The 19,950-nt window shown below is 55.8% G+C and carries 20 protein-coding genes; 13 read left to right on the forward strand and 7 right to left on the reverse strand.

Annotation, left to right across the window (positions count from 1 at the left end):
- The first annotated feature begins 33 nt into the window (after nt 1-33).
- The 4 genes from PH7735_RS14310 (at nt 34) to PH7735_RS14325 (ending at nt 3,356) form a co-directional block, all read left to right on the forward strand.
- Nucleotides 34-921, forward strand: a complete 888-nt coding sequence (locus tag PH7735_RS14310; RefSeq protein ID WP_058312074.1) for a formate dehydrogenase accessory sulfurtransferase FdhD — start codon at nt 34-36, stop codon at nt 919-921.
- 64 nt (nt 922-985) lie between these two features.
- On the forward strand, nt 986-1,609 hold the full coding sequence (mobA, locus tag PH7735_RS14315; protein WP_058312075.1) for a molybdenum cofactor guanylyltransferase MobA: 624 nt from the start codon (nt 986-988) through the stop codon (nt 1,607-1,609).
- Nucleotides 1,609-2,100 (forward strand): molybdopterin-guanine dinucleotide biosynthesis protein B, encoded by a 492-nt coding sequence (mobB, locus tag PH7735_RS14320; RefSeq protein WP_058312076.1) that lies wholly within the window; start codon nt 1,609-1,611, stop codon nt 2,098-2,100. The genes mobA and mobB overlap by 1 nt, the downstream gene beginning before the upstream one ends.
- A complete protein-coding gene (locus PH7735_RS14325; protein WP_058312077.1) occupies nt 2,097-3,356 on the forward strand; it encodes a molybdenum cofactor synthesis domain-containing protein in 1,260 nt (419 codons plus the stop codon). Before mobB ends, PH7735_RS14325 begins: the two co-directional genes overlap by 4 nt.
- Nucleotides 3,357-3,431: 75 nt before the next feature.
- On the opposite strand, the gene PH7735_RS14330 is transcribed toward PH7735_RS14325, so the two are convergent.
- Entirely contained in the window at nt 3,432-4,457 is a 1,026-nt protein-coding gene (locus PH7735_RS14330) for a hypothetical protein (protein WP_058312078.1), read from the reverse strand.
- A gap of 24 nt (nt 4,458-4,481) precedes the next feature.
- Nucleotides 4,482-4,952 (reverse strand): transcription elongation factor GreA, encoded by a 471-nt coding sequence (gene greA, locus PH7735_RS14335; RefSeq protein ID WP_058312079.1) that lies wholly within the window; start codon nt 4,950-4,952, stop codon nt 4,482-4,484.
- A gap of 257 nt (nt 4,953-5,209) precedes the next feature.
- Between greA and PH7735_RS14340 the strand changes: the two genes are divergently transcribed.
- The 5 genes from PH7735_RS14340 (at nt 5,210) to PH7735_RS14360 (ending at nt 13,044) form a co-directional block, all read left to right on the forward strand.
- Nucleotides 5,210-6,862 carry an electron transfer flavoprotein-ubiquinone oxidoreductase gene (locus PH7735_RS14340; RefSeq protein WP_058312080.1) on the forward strand — a complete coding sequence of 551 codons (1,653 nt, stop codon included), beginning with the start codon at nt 5,210-5,212 and terminating at the stop codon, nt 6,860-6,862.
- Between the two features lie 148 nt (nt 6,863-7,010).
- Complete coding sequence (locus PH7735_RS14345) at nt 7,011-8,531, forward strand: calcium-binding protein (protein WP_058312081.1); 1,521 nt, start codon at nt 7,011-7,013, stop codon at nt 8,529-8,531.
- A 311-nt stretch (nt 8,532-8,842) separates the two neighbouring features.
- Entirely contained in the window at nt 8,843-10,360 is a 1,518-nt protein-coding gene (locus PH7735_RS20565; RefSeq protein WP_058312082.1) for a calcium-binding protein, read from the forward strand.
- Nucleotides 10,361-10,508: 148 nt separating this feature from the next.
- Nucleotides 10,509-12,218: a tetratricopeptide repeat protein gene (locus tag PH7735_RS14355; protein ID WP_058312083.1), complete on the forward strand. Its 1,710-nt coding sequence runs from the start codon at nt 10,509-10,511 to the stop codon at nt 12,216-12,218.
- Nucleotides 12,208-13,044 (forward strand): 4-(cytidine 5'-diphospho)-2-C-methyl-D-erythritol kinase, encoded by an 837-nt coding sequence (locus tag PH7735_RS14360; RefSeq protein WP_058312084.1) that lies wholly within the window; start codon nt 12,208-12,210, stop codon nt 13,042-13,044. Before PH7735_RS14355 ends, PH7735_RS14360 begins: the two co-directional genes overlap by 11 nt.
- 45 nt (nt 13,045-13,089) lie before the next feature.
- Here PH7735_RS14360 and PH7735_RS14365 read toward each other — a convergent pair whose 3' ends face one another.
- On the reverse strand, nt 13,090-14,091 hold the full coding sequence (locus tag PH7735_RS14365; protein ID WP_058312085.1) for a polyprenyl synthetase family protein: 1,002 nt from the start codon (nt 14,089-14,091) through the stop codon (nt 13,090-13,092).
- Nucleotides 14,092-14,146: 55 nt separating this feature from the next.
- Here PH7735_RS14365 and PH7735_RS14370 point away from each other — a divergent pair, with 55 nt between their 5' ends.
- The 3 genes from PH7735_RS14370 (at nt 14,147) to PH7735_RS20355 (ending at nt 15,480) form a co-directional block, all read left to right on the forward strand.
- Nucleotides 14,147-14,362, forward strand: coding sequence for a putative signal transducing protein (locus tag PH7735_RS14370; protein ID WP_058312086.1), 216 nt, complete (start codon nt 14,147-14,149; stop codon nt 14,360-14,362).
- A 6-nt stretch (nt 14,363-14,368) separates the two neighbouring features.
- Nucleotides 14,369-15,118 carry a tRNA1(Val) (adenine(37)-N6)-methyltransferase gene (locus PH7735_RS14375; protein WP_058312087.1) on the forward strand — a complete coding sequence of 250 codons (750 nt, stop codon included), beginning with the start codon at nt 14,369-14,371 and terminating at the stop codon, nt 15,116-15,118.
- A gap of 191 nt (nt 15,119-15,309) precedes the next feature.
- Nucleotides 15,310-15,480: a YdcH family protein gene (locus tag PH7735_RS20355; RefSeq protein ID WP_082645251.1), complete on the forward strand. Its 171-nt coding sequence runs from the start codon at nt 15,310-15,312 to the stop codon at nt 15,478-15,480.
- On the opposite strand, the gene yddG is transcribed toward PH7735_RS20355, so the two are convergent.
- Both yddG and gcvA read right to left on the reverse strand, forming a co-directional pair.
- Entirely contained in the window at nt 15,477-16,340 is an 864-nt protein-coding gene (gene yddG, locus PH7735_RS14380; protein ID WP_058312088.1) for an aromatic amino acid exporter YddG, read from the reverse strand. The two genes, PH7735_RS20355 and yddG, sit on opposite strands and share 4 nt — an antisense overlap.
- A complete protein-coding gene (gene gcvA, locus PH7735_RS14385; protein ID WP_058312089.1) occupies nt 16,337-17,287 on the reverse strand; it encodes a transcriptional regulator GcvA in 951 nt (316 codons plus the stop codon). The genes yddG and gcvA overlap by 4 nt, the downstream gene beginning before the upstream one ends.
- Nucleotides 17,288-17,397: 110 nt before the next feature.
- On the opposite strand from gcvA, the gene PH7735_RS20735 reads away from it, so the two are divergent.
- Nucleotides 17,398-17,556, forward strand: a complete 159-nt coding sequence (locus PH7735_RS20735; protein ID WP_158503241.1) for a hypothetical protein — start codon at nt 17,398-17,400, stop codon at nt 17,554-17,556.
- Between the two features lie 154 nt (nt 17,557-17,710).
- Here the strand turns inward: PH7735_RS20735 and PH7735_RS14390 are convergent, their stop codons facing one another.
- On the reverse strand, nt 17,711-18,829 hold the full coding sequence (locus tag PH7735_RS14390) for a DcaP family trimeric outer membrane transporter (RefSeq protein WP_058312090.1): 1,119 nt from the start codon (nt 18,827-18,829) through the stop codon (nt 17,711-17,713).
- 231 nt (nt 18,830-19,060) lie between these two features.
- Nucleotides 19,061-19,786, reverse strand: coding sequence for an acetoacetyl-CoA reductase (phbB, locus tag PH7735_RS14395; RefSeq protein WP_058312091.1), 726 nt, complete (start codon nt 19,784-19,786; stop codon nt 19,061-19,063).
- Nucleotides 19,787-19,950 lie beyond the last annotated feature (164 nt).

A 19,950-nucleotide genomic window follows, 5' to 3' on the forward strand; every position in this document is an offset into this window, starting at 1 on the left:
CTCAGACTCCGGCCTAGCGCCCAATCAAAGGATATGCAATTGGCCTCGAACGATGAACTGACGGAATACCTGATTGCCCCCAACCCTGCGGCTGTGGGGCTGACCCGTGCTGTTGATGGTGTGGATCACACCGGGGCAGAGACAACCATCTCTGTTGTAGAAGAGCGCCCGCTTACGATCTTTTTGAATTCTCAGGAAATCGTGACCGCAATGACGATCGGGGACTACCCCGAATACCTCGCTTTGGGCTTTCTGCGGAACCAGCACATGTTGTCTGACGACGACACGGTGACGGGGGTGGACTTTGACGAAGAGCTTGAAACCGTCGTGGTGCGCACGGAAGTCGAAACCAGCCATGAAGAAAAGCTCAAGAAAAAGACCCGCACGTCCGGTTGCGCGGTGGGAACCGTTTTTGGAGACATGATGGAGGGGCTTGAGGATGTCAGGCTTCCCGCGACCGAAGTGAAAACATCAGACCTTTATGCGCTGGCGCATAAGATCAATCGCACGCCCTCTCTTTATCTCGAGGCTGGCGCCATCCATGGGACCATATTGTGCAAGGGCGCGCGCCCTCTGGTCTATATGGAAGACGTAGGAAGACATAACGCGGTTGATAAAGTGGCGGGCTGGATGTTTGACACCAAAACTGCAGCCGATGACAAAATCCTCTACACAACGGGGCGTCTGACCTCTGAAATGGTGATCAAAACCGCGATGATGGGCATTCCCGTGCTGGCGTCCCGATCGGGGTTCACCGCATGGGGTGTCGAGATCGCGCGCGAAGTCGGGTTGACCCTGATCGGTCGTATGCGTGGACAGCGGTTTGTTTGCTTGTCTGGCAATGATCGGCTTATTCGGGACGTGGACCCGTCGTCCGTGCCCGAAGAAAGCAAAAAGAGCCGTCGGAAATCCGCGGGTTGAGCGGCCAAACATCACTTTGCGAAGTTTACCTTCGCGATTTTTACCAACGAATAAGGTCACCTCAATGAAACAACCCCTTGGCGTAATCCTTGCTGGCGGTCGGTCAACGCGTATGGGCGGCGGAGACAAAGGGCTTCTGGATCTGGAAGGGCGCTCAATTCTGACGCATGTGATTGAGCGTCTTGCACCGCAGGTTGCAGATGTCGCCTTGAATGCCAATGGCGATCCCGCACGGTTTTCCGAGACGAAATTGCCGGTTTTGCCAGACAGTGTTGCAGGGCATCCCGGCCCGCTTGCTGGCGTTCTGGCCGGATTGGATTGGGCGGCAGAGCAAGGGGCGGATACAATTGTAACCGCCGCCGCCGACACCCCGTTTTTCCCATGCGATCTGGTGCCGCAATTTCTGTTGGCGGCCGAGGGGATGGAACATCCGCTGGCCCTTGCGGCCAGTCGCGACGCCGAAAGCGGAAAGCTGTGGCGACAACCCACCTTCGGGCTTTGGCCGGTTGCCCTGCGCGATGATCTTCGCGCGGCCCTGAACGACGGGTTGCGCAAAGTGGTGCTCTGGACGGATCAGCACGGTGCAGTCACAGCAGAATTTCCGGTTATGGGGATCGATCCGTTTTTCAACGTGAATACGCCTCAGGAACTAGACGTGGCGCGGTCCATCGCCAAGAAAGGCCAGTGATGCAAGTGTACGGAGTGACCGGTTGGAAGAACGCCGGCAAAACCGGATTGATGGAACGTCTTGTGGCCGAGTTCACAAGCCGTGGATTGCGGGTATCGACGCTGAAACATGCCCATCACAAGGTGGACGTAGACCAGCCCGGCCGCGACAGCTATCGCCACCGCGAGGCGGGGGCTCATCAGGTTTTGTTGGCATCCGAAAACCGTTGGGCGCTGATGACCGAGTTGCGAGGCGGGCAGGAGCCATCGTTGAGCGACCTGTTGGCGCAACTGGAGCCGGTCGACCTTGTCCTGATCGAAGGGTACAAGCGCGAACCCCATCCCAAGATCGAAGCATGGCGCAGTGATGCGGACAATCCGTTGATTGCACCAGATGACCCCACCATTCGTGCGGTTGCCACCGATACGCCGCTTGATCTGGACCGACCGCAATTTGATCTGGATGACACGGTGGCGATTGCGGACTTTATCACGAAGGAGACCGGACTGTGACACTGACCCCGCCGCCTCTGAAGGATGACTGCTTTGCATTACCGTCTGGCACGCAGTGGACGCCGGTTGACGAGGCTCTGTCTGAACTGAAAAAACGGCTTTCGGTGGTCACCACAGCCGAAAGCGTGGGATTGGCAGGGGCTTTGGACCGCATTCTGGCCGAAGACGTTCTGGCGTCCCGTGCAAACCCGCCGCGCCCCAACAGTGCGGTGGACGGATACGGGTTCGCGCATGCCGACACAAAAGAGGGCCCTCAAGCATTGCCCTTGATGGAGGGGCGTTCCGCAGCGGGGCAACCGTTTGACAGGTCACTTGCGGCGGGTCACGCAATCCGGATTTTAACAGGTGCGACGCTGCCGGAAGGCGTGGACACGGTTATCCTTCAGGAAGACGTGTCGACCGACGGACAGGCGATTGCCTTTCATGGACCTGTGCGCAAGGGCGCCAATACCCGGCGGGCTGGTGAAGATGTAGATGCGGGTGAAACCATTCTGACAGCCGGTCGCAAGTTGACCCCTGCGGATCTGGCCTTAATGGCGGCGACAGGCGTATCCGAAGTTCTGGTGCGCCGTAAGCTGCGCGTTGCCGTGGTGTCGACCGGAGACGAGCTTGCCGAACCTGGCGAGACGGCCCGTGCGGATCAGATCTTTGATGCCAACAGGCCGATGTTGTTGTCGATGATCCGCCGCTTTGGTTTTGAGCCGATTGATATGGGGCGCGCGCCGGATGTTCGCGACGAGTTGCGCGGGTTTCTGGATCGGGCTGCGGACCAAGCGGATGTGATCCTGACGTCTGGTGGTGCCTCTGCAGGTGATGAAGATCACATGTCCGCTTTGCTGAATGAAAGCGGGTCAATGACCCTGTGGCGTATCGCAATCAAACCGGGGCGTCCTTTGGCATTGGGTGTCTGGAAGGGCACGCCGGTTTTTGGACTGCCCGGAAATCCCGTGGCGGCGATGGTCTGCACGCTTGTGTTTGCCAAACCAGCAATGAGCCTTTTGGCCGGAGCGGGATGGGAAAGCCCGTTGCGTTTAACCGTGCCGGCGGCGTTTGCAAAATCAAAGAAGCCCGGTCGGCGCGAATACCTGCGCGCGCGTCTGCGCGACGGTAAGGCCGAGGTTTTTGCTTCGGAAGGGTCCGGACGGATAAGCGGGCTGTCTTGGGCTGAAGGGCTTGTTGAACTGCCGGACGAGGCCTGTGACGTGGATCACGAAACTCCGGTGATCTTTATGCCCTATGCGGGCTTCGGTCTGTAGTCGAGCCGGCAGGTCATGATGTCGACGAAAGAAAAAGCCCGCCCCATGAAAGGGTGGGCTTTGTCGTTTTCGGGGTTAGTCGAAAATTCCAGCAACACGGCCCAAAAGCATAAACGCACGGGCCGTTCGGGTATCGGACAGGGCAGCGATGTCCGAATCCGATGCGGTCTCTTCGAAATCCACAAACATGCGATCGAAACGGCGCAGGAAATGGTGCGCGGCATCGCGGAAGATTGGATCCTGCTTCATGCGACCGGCCGTCAGGGCCAGTGACGAGCGATCCCGAATTCCCCCCAGCTGGGCAATCACTTTCCCGCGTTCACCGGCTGCGAAGCGACGCCATATATCGGGGCGGGCCAGATCGGGGCGCAGATCATCCATGTAAATGCCATCTTGCGACAAGAGGGTGAGAACATCCTGCGCCGCCTGGATCAACTGTGATGCCTGCCTGTCTTTCAAAGCCTTGCGCAAGGCAGAGAACCCTTCTTTGTCCTCTGCATTTTCAGGAAAGTTCAGCGCGTTGATAAAGATTTCTCGCTGCAAGGGCGGGGAAAGGTCCTCGGCAGGCGTTCCCAACGCAAGCAGCCCCTGATCTTCGTGAGGCACGGCTTGCTCTTCAGGCGTGGCAACCTTGCGAATGCTCCGATCCCGCGTTGTCGAGAACGTCGCCAGCGCCGATTCCGTTTTCTTTTGGGCAGCGGCAATCTCGTCCAGCTTTCGCGCGACCGAAGGTTCCGCCGCAATCTTGCTGGCCGTACCTTGGGATTGGGCCACATAGGTGCGGCGCATCGCGTCAATAGCGGCCTGAAGGCGGGTGCTTTCTTCGCGCATGATTCGACTGGACCGGGCTGCGGTGGCTGCGACCCAAATCATGGCAACCGGCAGAAAGATCGCCAGCATCGTCATGATAAAGCGCAAACCGTCCACACCGGCGGCGCCAGACGTTGTTCCCGGCCCCAGCACAAGAAAAAACATCGCAGTTCCGGCAAGCCAGAGAAGGCTGAGCACCACTGCAATGACCTCGATGCCCGTCACCCGCGGGGGTGTCGGTTGGTCATACAATCCCGGTGGTGTCGAGTTGCTTCCGCTTTCCTCAGTCATGCCTGTACCTGCGATGCCGTTACTTTAAACATACGAGATTGCGAGCACCTCGTAGCTTTTCTTGCCGCCCGGAGTGCGCACTTCTACGCTGTCGCCTTCTTCTTTGCCAATCAATGCTCGCGCAATAGGCGATTTGATGTTCAGAAGGCCTTTTTCGACATTGGCTTCGTGTTCACCCACGATTTGCCATGTTTTTTCTTCATCGGTGTCTTCATCGACAAGTGTTACTGTCGCGCCGAATTTGATCGATCCTGTAAAACCTGTTGGGTCAATAACATCCGCAAGGCCGATAACGCTTTCGAGTTCCTTGATTCGACCCTCGATGAAGCCCTGCTTTTCGCGTGCCGAATGGTACTCTGCGTTTTCTTTCAGATCACCCAATTCGCGTGCTTCTGCAATCGCGTGAATGATTGCAGGACGTTCTACAGACTTTAGTTTCTTTAGTTCTGCTTCCAGCGCCGTGAAACCGGCGCGGGTCATAGGTATTTTTTCCATTGGGTCAGTCCCGATCGTCAAGGGCTTCTCAAAAGCGAAGCCCGTTCTTGTTTTTGTCTATTCTTGTCTCAGAGTGCCCCGAGCGGTGTTTCAAAAGCAAGTGGGCGCGCTCAATGCAAGCGCAAATAGGTGATATCGCAGCGGCATGAGGCGTTTTGGGGCAATTTGTCGTCGGGTTCCCGTTGACGTTTTGTTTAAAGCTAGGATAGCAACTGCGAAACATTATTTCCGCAAGCCACTCGGGAAGGAACAGCCAAATGGCAGAGATCGAACGCGAAGCAATGGAATATGACGTCGTGATCGTTGGTGCAGGCCCTGCAGGTCTGTCTGCTGCGATCCGTCTGAAACAATTGAATGCCGACCTTGATGTTGTCGTTCTTGAGAAGGGCTCCGAAGTCGGAGCGCACATTCTCTCGGGTGCCGTTCTGGACCCATGTGGCTTGGACAAGCTGATCCCGGACTGGAAAGAAAAGGGCGCGCCTCTGAACGTAGAAGTCAAAGAAGACAACTTCTATATGCTGGGTGAAGCGGGCGAAATCCGCATCCCGAATTTCCCGATGCCGCCGCTGATGAACAACCACGGCAACTATATCGTGTCGATGGCCAACGTGTGCCGCTGGATGGCCGAGCAAGCCGAAGAGCTGGGCGTTGAAATCTTCCCCGGCATGGCATGTTCAGAACTGGTTTACGGCGAAGCCGGCACAATCAAAGGTGTTGTCGCAGGTGTCTTTGGTCTTGAAGAAGACGGCTCGTACGGTCCGAACACCGAGCCAGGCATGGAACTGCACGGCAAGTATGTCTTCCTGAGCGAAGGCGTGCGCGGCAGCCTCGCCAAAGAAGTGATCGAACGCTATGGCCTCTCGGACGGCAAAGAGCCCCAGAAATTTGGCCTTGGCATGAAAGAGATCTGGGAGATCGATCCGGCCAAACACAAAGAAGGCACCGTGACCCACACGATGGGCTGGCCTTTGGGCGGAAACGCCGGTGGTGGGTCTTTCATCTATCACCTGGAAAACAACCAAGTGTATGTCGGCTTTGTTGTTCACCTGAACTACAAAAACCCCCACCTGTTCCCATACATGGAATTCCAGCGCTTCAAGCACCACCCGATGGTTGCCGAGCTGCTCGAAGGTGGCAAGCGCGTCGCATATGGCGCACGGGCGATTTCCGAAGGTGGCTATCAGTCGATGCCACAGATGGTTGCACCAGGCGTGGCGCTGCTGGGCTGTTCGGTCGGGATGGTCAACGTTCCTCGGATCAAGGGCAACCACAATGCCATGCTGTCGGGGATTGCTGCTGCGGAAGCCGCACACAACGCTCTGGAAGAAGGCCGGTCGTCGGACGAACTGCATGAGTATGAGCAGGAAGTGCGCAAGGGTGACATCGGCAAGGACCTCAAGAAAGTCCGCAATGTCAAACCCATGTGGTCCAAGTGGGGCATGCTGCCGTCGCTGGCGCTTGGTGGTCTCGACATGTGGAGCAACACCTTGTTTGGGGTCTCGCCGTTTGGAACACTCAAGCACGGTAAAAATGATGCGGCTTCGACCGAGCTTGCTGCTTCGCACAAGCCGATCGATTATCCCAAGCCGGATGGCAAGCTGAGCTTCGACCGACTGACCAACGTGAGTTTTGCAATGACAAACCACGAGGAAAGCCAGCCGTGTCACTTGCAGCTGAAAGACGTGAACATTCCGATCATGACCAACCTGCCAATGTATGCAGAACCCGCACAGCGGTATTGCCCGGCAGGGGTTTACGAAGTTGTCGAAGAAGAAGGCAAAGATCCGCGCTTTGTCGTGAACTTCCAAAACTGTGTTCACTGTAAAACCTGCGATATCAAAGACCCCAGCCAGAACATCAACTGGGTCACACCGCAAGGTGGCGATGGTCCGAACTATCCGAACATGTAATGCGTTGCGTATTTCAAGAATTGAGGCGGTCCATTGGGTCGCCTCTTTTTTGTGCATAGACATGTGCAATCTTGTTGCAACAGGCCAAAACCTCGTTCAAAAACCCTTGAACGCAAGTTTTTGCTAAATATTTCAAGGTGGTTTTCCAGTGACGACTTATACGTTTTCGGTTCCCGTTCTGACAATTTCCAACACCCAGATCACTGCGGCGCGCGCAGGAGAGCTTCAGGTTGTTGTTCCCGACCATGTAACGGGCTTTAGCTACCGGGCACTGAACACGAGCGGTTTCCTTGATATTATCAGGCTTGAAACTGACGACGTGTATACGGTCTATGCGGATGGTGAAAACGTCATGGGGGCGTTTGATACGGGGTCGGAAGAGTTCGGACAATTGGTTTGGGCGAATGGGTCGCGACAGACCTATGTCTATTCCGCGTCGTTACAATCCGGCACAGCGTTCAATACCTATTTCCTCGAGGTTGGTGGTGACCCGCTGCCCAATATGACAACCCTTTCGGGAGCCAGAAACTTTTTCAGCCGTTTGACGTGGGCCGATGGGGCGGCACGTGGTTCGGGTTTTGGTCCGGGTGACAATATTGATCTGGCGTCAATTCCGGGCGCGCGCGTGAGCGAAGACGACACCATCCATTTCTCGATGCAATTTGGTCAGGCCGAGATTTACGGGGGCGCCGGGGATGACGTGCTGCTGCCGGAAGACATTAATTCGATGTTTGTGGATGGCGGCGAAGGGGCAGACATCCTGCGATTTGAAGGCTATTCGGCGAATGCTTTCAATATCCACTGGTCCGGAGCCGAGTTGCGCTTTGAAGATGCTGCGATGCCGTTTGACGAAGGCGGCGATCAGATGCAGGTGCGCAATGTCGAACAGTTTGAGTTTGCCCGCGTTGGTGGGGGAATTGACACTTTCACCCGGGGCGAATTGCGTGCCCTTGCCGATCGCGCCGATGCTGTCGATCTGGTCGGCACGGATGTGAGTGAACTTTTGCGTGGAAACAACAATCACGACCGTCTTGTGGGACGGGCGGGTAATGATACGCTTTTGGGTGGTGACGGCGCAGACACGTTGAACGGTGGCGATGGCAATGACAGCATTGTTGGCGGCGACGACATCTTTGATGAACGCGATATCATCTATGCCGGTGCCGGAAATGATTTCGCCGATAGCGGCTATGGCAACGATCTGCTCTATGGCGGAGACGGTCGCGACACTTTGAGTGGCGGCTTTGGCGCGGATGAAATTCTTGGGCAACAAGGACAAGACACCCTTAATGGGGGCGCCTTTTCGGATCAACTGTTTGGTGGTGACGGCAACGATTACTTGAATGGGGGATTTGGCTTTGACCGCGTAAATGGCGGGGCAGGGGCGGATCGTTTCTTCCATCTTGGTGTCGCGGATCACGGGTCTGACTGGATTCAGGACTACGATGCCGATGAAGGCGATGTTCTGCACTTTGGCAATGCGACGGTTGCGGCAGGTGATTTTCAGGTCAACTTTACGCAAACGGAAAGTGCAGGCGCTTCGGATGTGACCGAAGCCTTTGTGATCTATCGCCCATCGGGGCAGATTCTCTGGGCCTTGATCGATGGTGGGGGCGAAGACGCGATCAATCTTCAGATTGGCGCACAGGTTTATGATCTCTTAGGTTAAACAAAGGCAGAACAGCACCAAAGCACCCGCAAAACTTGGAGAACTCCCTTGTATTGCGGGTTTGGTGTGGGTTTTCTTTGTGAGCGCAGCGCAAAGTGTCCAGCAGACGCGGCGCTGGCGGTCTCCTTAGTTTCTTCACTTTGTGTCCATAATTGTGGCCGAAGATTGTTGTATCAAAGAAGACGAGAAGCCACCTGTTTCAAATTTAACGCAGCCATAAATTCCTGTGTTGAGTTTAAAGAATCGGGTGGATAAGCTAATTTTTGCAAAGCTGTGAAGTGCATTTCGGCTTGTGTTGAGGGGCAGACAACGTGACGACATATACATTTTCGGTACCGGTATTCCGCAATCTGGATGGCGAATTGCAAAGCGCAGAACTGGGTGAAATCCAATTTGTGCTCGCCAGTGACCTCACCACGTTTACTTATTCCTCAATGCGGTCAAATCCGGTGTCGGGAATGCTCGACATCGTCCAGATTGACCGCTCAGAGCTGTACTCAGTTGATGCCGACGGTGCCGACCTTATGGCGCCGGGTATCACATTCGGCGTCGAAGAGTTTGGCAGAGTGTTCTGGGACAGCCTGTCGACCGAAACCTACGTCTACACAATCTCTCGTCCGGTTGGCGATGCATACGACAGCTATTTCTTGCGGCTGAGCGGAACCGAGCTTCCGGAAATCACAACAACACGCCAGGCCCAACAGTTTCTGGATCGCGTGGTTGCCACCGACAGTGCTGTGGACGGATCCGGCTTTTTTGCAGGTGATCCGATTTCATTGGCAACGATTGCTGGTGTCGAGATTACCGAAAATGATGTCTTCACAACGCATCAGGCGCTTGTCGAGACCGGTTCAGGTCGTGATGTCGTAAGCGTTTTGAGCGGAAGTTCTCATGAAATTGACGGTGGAAGCGGGATTGATACCGTCCGTTTCATAGACGGATCTTACAGCACCGCCAGCGTTGCCTTGACCGGCGGAAACCTAGTGATCTCTCACGGTGCAAACGACGTTTCGGCGCGGTTTGTAGAATTGTTCGATTTCGAAGGTGATGACAGCTTTGTCAGCATGGAAGCTTTGCGGCTGGGCGCGACACGGGATGCCGCAGTGGATCTTGTGGGTGGAAATTTTGCAGATCAGTACGTTGGCGGCAGTAACCATGACCGTCTCGTCGGCAATGGTGGCAGTGATACCCTGACCGGCGGCGATGGCCGCGACACGCTTAACGGGGGGGACGGGGCTGACGTTCTGAATGGTGGCGGCGGCGGTTATGACGAGCGTGACGTGATCTATGGCGGTGCAGGGAATGACACAGCTGACGGCGGATATGGCAACGACCTGATCTATGGCGGCGACGGCGACGATATGATCACCGGTGGTTTCGGCTCGGACGAGGTGCTGGGGCAGGCGGGCAATGACACGTTGAATGGCAGTGCCCTTGCCGACTTTATGTTTGGTGGCGATGGCGACGACTTCGTGAATGGCGGGTTTGGCCATGACCTTTTGAACGGGGGTGCTGGCGCGGATGAGTTCTTTCACCTCGGCATAAGCGATCACGGCTCGGACTGGATTCAGGACTATAGCGCCGCAGATGGTGATGTTCTGGTGTTTGGAGACAGCACCGCGTCTGCTTCGGATTTCCGGGTTCAACTGGCCAACACAGAAAATGCGGGCTCTGATGCCGCGGCAGAGGCGTTCGTGGTGCACAGACCAACAGGTCAGGTTCTTTGGGCTCTGGTGGATGGTGCGGACGAGGCGAGTATCAACCTGCGCATTGTCGGGCTGGACTATGACCTGCAGTTTGTCGGCCCCGTGTTCGATCTGCTCGTCTGATCTGGCCGCTTTCCTCTACACAACGTTCTTTTACCGGCTTCTGGCGTCTACAAATTGGCGTGAAGCCGGCTTAGCGCATCCTTGACCCATTGCGTGTTCGTGATCGGAGCACTACCTTTCTCGGAGACATCCAATCAAGGAGCCTGTCTTGGCCGCTTCATTCCTGCGCATCGCAACCGCGTCGCTTTTGATTTCCACCGTTTCATTGCCGGTATCGGCGCAAGGTTTTTCCGGGGCGTATCTCGCCGGACGACAAGCGGCTTTTGACAGCGATTATCAGGCGGCATCGCAATATTACACGCAGGCACTGGCGCGTGATCCCTCAAATCCACGCTTGTTGGAAAATGCTGTGCTCGCCTTTTTGTCCTTGGGACAGGTGGATCGGGCGATGCCTGTGGCGCGCAAGATGCGCGCAGACGGGTTGCAAAGCCAATTGGCCAATATGGTGATCACCGCTGATCTTGTGAAAGATGGTAAATTCGAAACCCTGTTGGAAGAAATCGACGGAACCCTTGAGATAAACGAGCTGGTCGACAGTTTGGTTTCTGCATGGGCGCAAATCGGCAAAGGCTCGATGTCCGAGGCGCTGAAGGCCTTCGACGAGGCGGCCAAACAACAAGGCGCGGCCGGTTTTTCTGCATATCACAAAGCACTTGCTTTGGCGTCTGTAGGTGATTTTAGCGGTGCCGAGGCCGTGTATTCGGCAGAAACGGATGCGCCCGTTCAAATGACCCGCCGCAGCGTGATCGCATTGGTTCAGATCCTGAGCCAGCTGGAGCGTAACGAAGAAGCACTCAACGTCATGAAAGAGATGTTCGGGACGGCTCTCGACCCGCGTCTTCAGGACATGTACGACACGCTCGAAGCGGGCGGAGAGCTGGAGTTTTCTGTAGTGAACGGCGCTTCGGATGGTATCGCCGAAGTCTTCTATACATTGGCGGACGTTCTCGCGCCGGATGCGGCCCCTGATTACACGCTGATGTATGCACGTGTTGCGGAATACCTGCGCCCGGATCACGTAGAGGCGCTGTTGTTGTCTGCCGGATTGCTGGACCAGATGGGACGGTACGAGCTTGCCACCGAAGCCTACAAACGTGTGCCTGCAGACCACCCATCGTTCCATGCGGCCGAGATGGGCCGGGCGGATGCCCTGCGGATGGCAGGGAAAAACGATGCTGCGATTGAGGTTCTGGAACAACTGACCCGCACCCATGGCGAGCTGTCTTCGGTGCATTCGGCGCTTGGTGACGTGCTGCGCCAGCAAAAAGATTTTGAAGGCGCCGTTGCTGCTTATGACAAAGCGATCGAATTGGATAACACTTTGGATCGGGCTTTGTGGTTTGTGTATTATGCCCGTGGCATTTGTCACGAGCGTCTGGACAAATGGGATATGGCCGAGGCTGATTTCCGCAAGGCGCTTGAGTTGAATCCGGAACAGCCACAGGTTTTGAACTATCTCGGCTATTCCATGGTTGAAAAGCAGATCAAGCTGGACGAGGCGCTCAACATGATCGAGCGCGCTGTCGCTGCACGTCCGGGAAGCGGATATATCGTGGACAGTCTGGGGTGGGTTCTCTTTCGACTTGGACGCTATGACGAGGCCGTCGGGCATATGGAACGCGCAACCGAGTTGATGCCGATTGATCCCGTGGTCAATGACCATCTGGGGGATGTGTATTGGGCCGTCGGACGTAATCTTGAGGCCGAATTCCAGTGGAAACGCGCTTTGTCTTTTGTGAGCGACGACACCGCCGAAGAAGCCAACCCATACCGGATTCGGCGCAAACTCGAGGTGGGTCTGGATCAGGTTCTCGAAGAAGAAGGGGCCGACCCGTTGAAGGTGGCCAATGAAGGTTGAGGCCTTTGCGCCCGCCAAAATAAACCTGACACTTCACGTGACCGGACAGCGAGAGGATGGATATCATCTTCTGGATTCTCTGGTGGTGTTTGTTGATGTGGGCGATGTCATATCTGCGGAAATAGCGGACACATTGCGTTTGCGCGTTACAGGTCCGAAATCCGAAGGCGTGCCAGAGAACAATAGCAATCTGGTTCTAAAAGCGGCTGCGCTGTTTGACGGCTCTAAAGGCGCGTTCATCACCCTCGAGAAACATTTGCCAGCCGCATCCGGTATTGGCGGGGGCAGCAGTGATGCCGCTGCCTGTCTGCGGGCGCTGAGCGGACTGTGGGACGTGCAATTGCCAGATCAGGACCGTCTGCTGGCTCTTGGGGCGGATGTGCCTGTTTGCATGACCCTCACATCTCAACGTATGGCAGGCATTGGAGAGGATCTCTCTGATGTCGACGGTTTGCCAGAGTTCGACATCCTGCTGGTCAATCCCGGAGTGGAAGTGGCAACGCCAGCCATTTTCAATGCACTGCAAAGCCGACATAATCCACCAATGCCCACACCATTGCCCCGGTTTGAAGATGCCGCAGCTTTGGCAGTTTGGCTAAAAACACAGCGAAACGATCTGCAACCTGCCGCAATCACTTTGGAGCCATCGATTTCAGATGTGATCGATGCAGTGACAGAGGCGGGTAGCCTGTACGCAGGGATGTCTGGGTCGGGGGCAACGTGCTTTGGCGTTTTCCCGCCTGATGGTGTTAGCGCAAAGCTGGCCTTGGAACAGATCAGAGCGGCACACCCGAATTGGTGGAGCGCCGCAGGGAAACGCCTGTAAAATCTGCGATTGTGGCCGGCGTCCGGACCTTAAATGCAGGCTGGTTTAGTTCACGCGTGCGACGACGTAATCTGCAAGATCCGTCAGCAACGTGCGAATTTCGTGTTCGGGTAGATGTGCAATTGCCGACTTGGCTTTCGCGGCCCATTCAAGGGCATCCTGACGGGTGGCTTCAAGCGTGCCGTGCTTGTTCAACAGCGTCAGGGCATGTTCGAGGTCACCCTCGTCTTGCTTGCCTTTTTCGATGGTCTTCACCCAAAATGCCCGCTCTGCGTCATCCGCCTTGGCGACGGCCTTGATCACGGGCAGGGTGAGCTTGCGCTCGCGGAAATCATCGCCAACATTTTTGCCTGTGGCTTTGGTGTCCCCTTGGTAATCCAAAAGGTCGTCGACAATCTGGAACGCAATTCCGAGTGCATCGCCATAGTCAAATAGGGCCTGCACGATTTCAGGGTCGGCATCTGCAATAACACCACCGACTTCGGTCGCCGCCGAAAATAGCGCTGCGGTTTTGCCGCGTACAACTTGAAGATAGATGCTTTCATCAGTGCGCAGATCGGTTGCCGCGGTGAGCTGCAAAACTTCGCCTTCGGCAATGGTGGCCGAAGCGTTTGACAGGATGCGCAACACATCAATCGAGCCAGTTTCGGTCATCAACTGGAACGAGCGCGAAAACAGGTAGTCACCCACCAGCACCGAAGACTTATTGTCCCACAGCAAGTTCGCCGTTGGGCGGCCGCGCCGTTGGGCGCTTTCGTCGACAACATCATCATGAAGCAGTGTCGCCGTATGGATAAACTCGACCGTTGCCGCAAGGTGGACGTGGTAGGGGCCGTCATATCCGCAGAGTTTCGCTGCAGCCAGCGTCAGCATGGGACGAAGCCGTTTCCCTCCGGCGCCAACCAGATGCGCCGTGACCTCGGGTATGCGCGGGGCATGTCTGCTTGCCATACGCGCGGTGATCAGGTCGTTCACTAAGGTCAAATCGTCTGCCAGAATGGCGCTAAGAGCCTCGTGAGGTTTTGTTGCTGCTTGGTCCAGACCCATCAAATTCCCGTCACAGGCCTCGACATTGCCGTCGGCCTGCCCTTACATCCCCAGTATGAAAGAGCTTTTGCGCAGCAACGACCCGACGATCATTGCCTTTGCCTCGGCCCTGCTTCGAGGTGAGGGTATAGACTGCTTTGAAATGGACGTAAATATGAGCGTACTAGAAGGATCAATTGGTGTTTTCCCACGCCGGTTGATGGTTCCAAGTAATGACCATGCCGCCGCCCTTGTCGTCATGAAAGACAACGAGATTCCGTTAGGGAAATAGGCACCAATGCAGGTCAGTGAAAATGCGTTCCTGGACGGTCGGCTGACGATCACCCAGCCGTTGAACGGATATCGCGCGGGCGTGGATCCGGTGTTTCTTGCGGCGTCTGTGCCTGCACGTGCGGGGCAATCCGTGCTTGAGCTGGGATGTGGTGTCGGAACGGCCTCACTGTGTCTCGGGTGGCGGGTGCCAGATCTAGAGCTGAGCGGTGTTGAATTGCAGGTGCCTTATGCGGACTTGGCCAAAGCCAATGCCCAAAGGAATAACCAAACATTACAGGTGGTCTCGGCGGACCTGTCCGCTTTGCCGGATGAGTTGAAACAACGGCAGTTCGATCACGTAATTGCCAACCCCCCGTATTTTGACAGAACCGCCAGCACCGCGGCACGCGATTCCGGACGAGAGGCGGCCTTGGGTGAAAACACGCCGCTGGCGGTCTGGGTCGATACGGCGTCCCGTCGGCTTGTGTCCAAAGGCTATGCGACATTCATTCATCGCGCGGAACGCTTGCCGGATTTGCTTTTTGCGATGTCGGGGCGTCTTGGGTCTGTTCAGGTGTTGCCGTTGCAGCCCCGGATCGGGCGTGATGCGAATCTGGTTTTGGTGAGGGCGCGCAAGGGCGGGCGGGCTGATTTTCGCCTACATGCCCCTGTTCTGCTACATGATGGCGCGCATCACGAAAGTGACCGCGAAAGCTACACAGCTGCAATCAGAGACGTTCTGAGACACGGTAAAGCTCTGCCATTTCCCGCGTAAGCAGCCCGAAAACAACGGGAATCGCAAAATTCCTGAAATGCATAGAAACAAGACAGCTATGTGAACTGGGATATGCCGCTCTGCAATTTAGGCAAACTGCCGCCAAATTGATGCGGTTGCAGCGTGACAGCCGAGTTTTTTTGTGCTGCACTACATGTGTTGATTTTACTTTTCTGAGAGGAGGACTGCCAATGAGCGTGAGCTCGCATCTGGAAGAACTGAAAAGGAAACACGAAACCCTCTCCGAGCAGGTTGAAGCCGAACAGCGCGCACCCGCTTCGAGCGATTTCGATATTGCAGAAATGAAAAAGCAGAAACTCAAGCTCAAGGAAGAGATCGAGCGACTTTCGGTCTCGGCTTAACTCTTCAAGCTGGCGCGCGCAGCAATAACTGCGCCGCCGGTGATCAAAAGGGTTGCTGCCCCCAACAACCAACTGGGTTCAGCAATTCCAACAGCTACCAGAACCAGTGTCGACAACAGAGGCGCCGCATAGGATGCCGTGCCCAGCAATTGAATGTCGCCACGTTTCACACCGATATCCCAGACATAAAAAGCAAGACCAACAGGGCCAAGGCCCAGTGCGATTGCAGATGCCCAGCCCATTGCGCCAACTGGCCAGACCGTGTCTTCGAAAGCAACGTGCGTGATCGCCGAAAGAATCGCCGTTGCGATGCAGAACACAGCAACAGTTTCGGTCGGCGCATCCCCAAGACGGCGCGAAAACACCGAGTATCCGGACCAGGTCAGCGCACACAACAGGGCCAGAACATATCCGGGCAGTGCTTCTGCGTTGAACCCGTTGCCGCCCCCCTGAATGATCAGGGCCGCGCCGAAGAAACCGCATAAGGCCCCGATAAGATGGCCCGCTTTCAAATGTTCTCCGGGAAGAAGCCCTGAAAACAGCACGATGAGTAGCGGCCAGAGGTAGGCGATTAATCCCGCCTCGGCCGCGGGCGCCAGTCGAAGCGCGCTAAAATACAGGGCGTGATATCCAAAAAGCCCGAGCGTGCCAAAGACATACACTTTCCAGCTGACAGCGCGCAGAACAGAAAAGCCGCCATTGCGCATGGTCCAGATCAGCCCGATCGTTCCGCCGATGGTAAAGCAAATCGCATTCAGCAACAGGGGCGGGGTGGGGGCCGTGCCCACCGTGAACAAAGCCAGCAAGGCCCAAAGAAGGACCGCGACAAATCCTATCGCCGTTGCGCGCGTGCGGGTCATGGTGGGGGAATGTCCTCAATTGGGGTGATATTTAATGTGCGGGTTACAGATGATAGTTTGCCAATTTCGTCAAGCACCCATTCACGGAAAGCAGCAATATGCGGACGGTCTTCTGTGCCTTCCTGACACAGGAACCGAAACCGGGCCTGAAGCCCGATTGCGCGCCCGTACGGGGCGATCAGACGCCCTTCACTGATGTCTTTGACGACCAGGGCGCGGCGGGCCAAGGCGACACCTGCGCCGGCCAGCGCGGCATCTACCGCGTGATCGGCACCTGTGAACCTTGGTCCATGGGTTGCATCAATGTCCAAATCCATCATCCGAAACCATGCCGCCCAGTCGCTGCGGGGGGTTAGAAACGAAATTGAATCATCGTGGATGAGATTTGCGTCCTTGAGGCTGTCTGCGGTTGGGTAGCGTTCCGCCAACTCAGGCGTCATAACGGGTGTCACCCATTCGTTTGCCAAGGGCAAAGACCATAGTCCCGGCTCCGGTTTTTCCATCCCGAAACGGATCGCAACATCCACTTCGTCACGCCCGAAATCCAAGGCGCGCAACGTGGCCGAGAATCGCAGGTCGATATCAGGATAGGCGCGCACGAATTCATAAAATCTCGGGGCCAGCCATTTGGCTGTGAAAGCAGGGCCCGCGGTGACGATGAGAGTCGTTTCGTTTGTAATCCTTCGGGTCGCACGCCACGCGTTGTGCAGGGTTTGAAACCCTTCTGACATCCCCGGGGCCAGCGTGCGACCGGCCTCGGTCAATTCAACAGCGCGGTTCAGGCGTCGAAACACAGGTGTGCCCAGATGCTCTTCCAGAGATTTGATCTGAAAGGACAGCGCAGCCGGGGTCACATGCAGTTCCTCTGCGGCTTTGGCAAAGGACATGTGTCTGGCAGCGGCTTCAAAGGCGCGAAGGGCGGTGAGCGGCGGAAGGTGATCAGTCATTTCAGTTAAATACAATTTAACTGAAGGGGTGAAAAGTCTCGTTTGTATGAATTGAACCGCATCTGCATATTGGTATCAGTTCAATGATACTTGCCCCAGGAGGTTCCGCCATGATTGAATCCGCACAAAACGCCCGTATGCAAGAAGCTTTTGAAATTGCTCATGCGGAACGCGCACAGGCCTTTGCCAACATTTTCTCTTGGTTGTTCAAGTCACGCTCTGCCCCGCTGAACCAAACGGTTCTTACGGAGCCTTCCCGCTGCGCCTAAACCGCCAGGCACTTACGGGATTTTACACGGGGGACATCCCAAGGGTGTGCCCCGTGTGCTGTTTCAAACGCATACTAGACTGTTAAACCGGCGAGTTTTGGGACCACTGGCGCCCTAACAGCCAAATCACAGTCTGATTTGCGAACAGATCGATTTAGAAGTCATACTTCACAGCGAACTGAACCCTGTTGGCTTCAAAACTGTTTCCGTCACCCTGTTTGCGATCTCCGGTAAAATACTCGAGCATCAGCGTGGTGTTCTTTTGCACTTTGTAAAACGCGGATAGGTGAACCGACGTCAAGCTATCCGTGTCTGTTCCCGATGATTGATCCAAGGACACCCAGCTGCCTGTTGCGGCGAGTTTCAGCTTATCATTCACTTGGTGCGCGACGGTTACGGCGACCGCATCCGTGCCAACGGCGTTGCCGCCAATCGAAAGGGCCGTTCCGGTGAGACCCGCCGCAAGAACGTCGGCAATCCCTTCACCCGTGGTGTAGTTCAGCTTGACGGTGCCGCCATGCCAAGGGTTCAGCACGGTTGAAAGATTAAGACCCCAGCCGTCAACTTGGGAGCCGCCGACCATCGTATCGCGGGTCATGGCCGAGGCGCGGACCATTCCGGACTTGAAGCCATATCGGGCTGCGATGGTCAGCATATAGTCGTCATCGTTGCTGACATCTTCTTCGATTGAGGCAGACAGCGTGGTATTCTTGATGCCGCTGTAAGTGTATCTGATTTGGGGAAGGCGCGCGAAAGGCACGGCACCAGAGCCTTGGAAATCTACAGTGTCCGCGAGGTTTTCAACGGACATGAAGTTGGTCCAGTTCTGGCCCACGATGACGCCGTACCAATCGATATAGGCATGGCGCCAGCGCAGGCTGGTGTCCGCGCCGTAAAAATCCCCTTCCAGCCGTGCGAAAAATCCGTTCGGCCCGTCCACTTTCAGGCCGATGCGGGTTTCGTCCAACTGTTGATTGTCAAAGCTTCCGGCGGCTGGCCCACCGGGAAGGCCGATCGATTTGATGGACGAGGTCGTGCGCCCAAGATCGTAGCCGTCATCCCAGAGGAAGTCCGCTTTGACATAGCCATACAGAGTTGCGGAATACCCGCTGCCTAGATTGAAGGTCAGAGGCGATTTTTCTGCGTCAGAGGCGGCGGCGTTCTGGGGTGTCGACAATAAACAAACCGCTGACAGGGCCAGTGCGGAGCCGGTTTGAAGGAAACGGAAAGGGGTTGGGTTTTGTCCGCTAAACGGTGTGCCTTTATGCGTCACGACAGAGCCTCCTTGTCAAAGCGATTGGTCATTCCCAAAAGCCTAGGCGGCAAAACCAGCTTCACAAAGGACGAAATATCTTAATTTTCGTGCAGTGTTGTTTCTGCAATCGCGGGACAGCAGCAAAAACTGGGCCATTCCAAGAGCGACCAGCGCGAAACCTCTTGTCCAAAAAATGAAAAAAGGCCGCCCAAACGGGCGACCTCAAATGCGTTTGGCTTGTCTTCGAAATTAGACGAAGAACTGTGCGCCGTTGGCCGAGATGGTCGAGCCAGAGATGAAGCCCGCGTCGTCAGACACAAGGAAGGCCACACAGCGTGCGATTTCTTCCGGCTCACCCAGACGACCAACGGGGATCTGTGGGATGATGGCTTCGTTCAGGACCTTCTCGGGGATCGCGCGGACCATTTCGGTGCCGATGTAGCCAGGGCAAACAGCGTTGGCTGTGATGCCTGCGCGTGCGCCTTCCTGAGCCAGCGATTTGATGATGCCAAGGTCACCAGCTTTGGTTGCGGCATAGTTCACCTGAGCGAACTGACCTTTTTGACCGTTGATCGACGAGATCACAACGACGCGGCCAAATTTGCGCTCGCGCATGCCGGGCCAGATCGGGTGAACGGTGTTGAACACGCCGGTCAGGTTAGTGTCGATGACTTCCTGCCACTGTTGTGGGGTCATCTTGTGGAAAGGGGCGTCACGGGTGATGCCAGCGTTGGCAACAACAACTTCGATGGGGCCCAGTTCTTCTTCGACCTTGGCAATACCTGCAGCGGACGATTCGTAATCGCCAACGTTCCATTTGTAGGTCTTGATGCCGGTCTCTTCGGTGAACTTTGCCGCGGCTTCGTCGTTGCCAGCATAGGTGGCTGCAACTGTGTAACCTTCAGCTTGCAGTTTCTTCGAAATGGCTTCGCCGATACCGCGCGAACCGCCGGTTACGAGTGCTACTCTTCCCATGGTATTCTCCAGTCTGGTGTGGGTCTTCAGGTAATTCTGTTACGCAGAAAAAGCGGAATGTGCAATATTGTTGCGCGAGCATTTTGCCGCAATGCAGCTTTTTCTGGCAAATTGATGTGAAAAAAACGTGTCACTGGTAAAAGAAAAGGCGCCGATTTCGGCGC

Origin of the sequence: Shimia thalassica (assembly GCF_001458215.1) — a bacterium.
Classification (GTDB): domain Bacteria; phylum Pseudomonadota; class Alphaproteobacteria; order Rhodobacterales; family Rhodobacteraceae; genus Shimia; species Shimia thalassica.

Coding starts and splice junctions, on each gene's coding strand:
- PH7735_RS14375 (WP_058312087.1), top strand. CDS start 14,369: ATGCAGGTCAGTGAAAATGCGTTCCTGGACGGTCGGCTGACGATCACC.
- greA (WP_058312079.1), bottom strand. CDS start 4,952: ATGGAAAAAATACCTATGACCCGCGCCGGTTTCACGGCGCTGGAAGCA.
- PH7735_RS20735 (WP_158503241.1), top strand. CDS start 17,398: ATGATTGAATCCGCACAAAACGCCCGTATGCAAGAAGCTTTTGAAATT.
- PH7735_RS14360 (WP_058312084.1), top strand. CDS start 12,208: ATGAAGGTTGAGGCCTTTGCGCCCGCCAAAATAAACCTGACACTTCAC.
- PH7735_RS20355 (WP_082645251.1), top strand. CDS start 15,310: ATGAGCGTGAGCTCGCATCTGGAAGAACTGAAAAGGAAACACGAAACC.
- phbB (WP_058312091.1), bottom strand. CDS start 19,786: ATGGGAAGAGTAGCACTCGTAACCGGCGGTTCGCGCGGTATCGGCGAA.
- PH7735_RS14330 (WP_058312078.1), bottom strand. CDS start 4,457: ATGACTGAGGAAAGCGGAAGCAACTCGACACCACCGGGATTGTATGAC.
- gcvA (WP_058312089.1), bottom strand. CDS start 17,287: ATGACTGATCACCTTCCGCCGCTCACCGCCCTTCGCGCCTTTGAAGCC.
- PH7735_RS14365 (WP_058312085.1), bottom strand. CDS start 14,091: ATGGGTCTGGACCAAGCAGCAACAAAACCTCACGAGGCTCTTAGCGCC.
- mobA (WP_058312075.1), top strand. CDS start 986: ATGAAACAACCCCTTGGCGTAATCCTTGCTGGCGGTCGGTCAACGCGT.
- mobB (WP_058312076.1), top strand. CDS start 1,609: ATGCAAGTGTACGGAGTGACCGGTTGGAAGAACGCCGGCAAAACCGGA.
- PH7735_RS14370 (WP_058312086.1), top strand. CDS start 14,147: ATGAAAGAGCTTTTGCGCAGCAACGACCCGACGATCATTGCCTTTGCC.
- yddG (WP_058312088.1), bottom strand. CDS start 16,340: ATGACCCGCACGCGCGCAACGGCGATAGGATTTGTCGCGGTCCTTCTT.
- PH7735_RS14340 (WP_058312080.1), top strand. CDS start 5,210: ATGGCAGAGATCGAACGCGAAGCAATGGAATATGACGTCGTGATCGTT.
- PH7735_RS14310 (WP_058312074.1), top strand. CDS start 34: ATGCAATTGGCCTCGAACGATGAACTGACGGAATACCTGATTGCCCCC.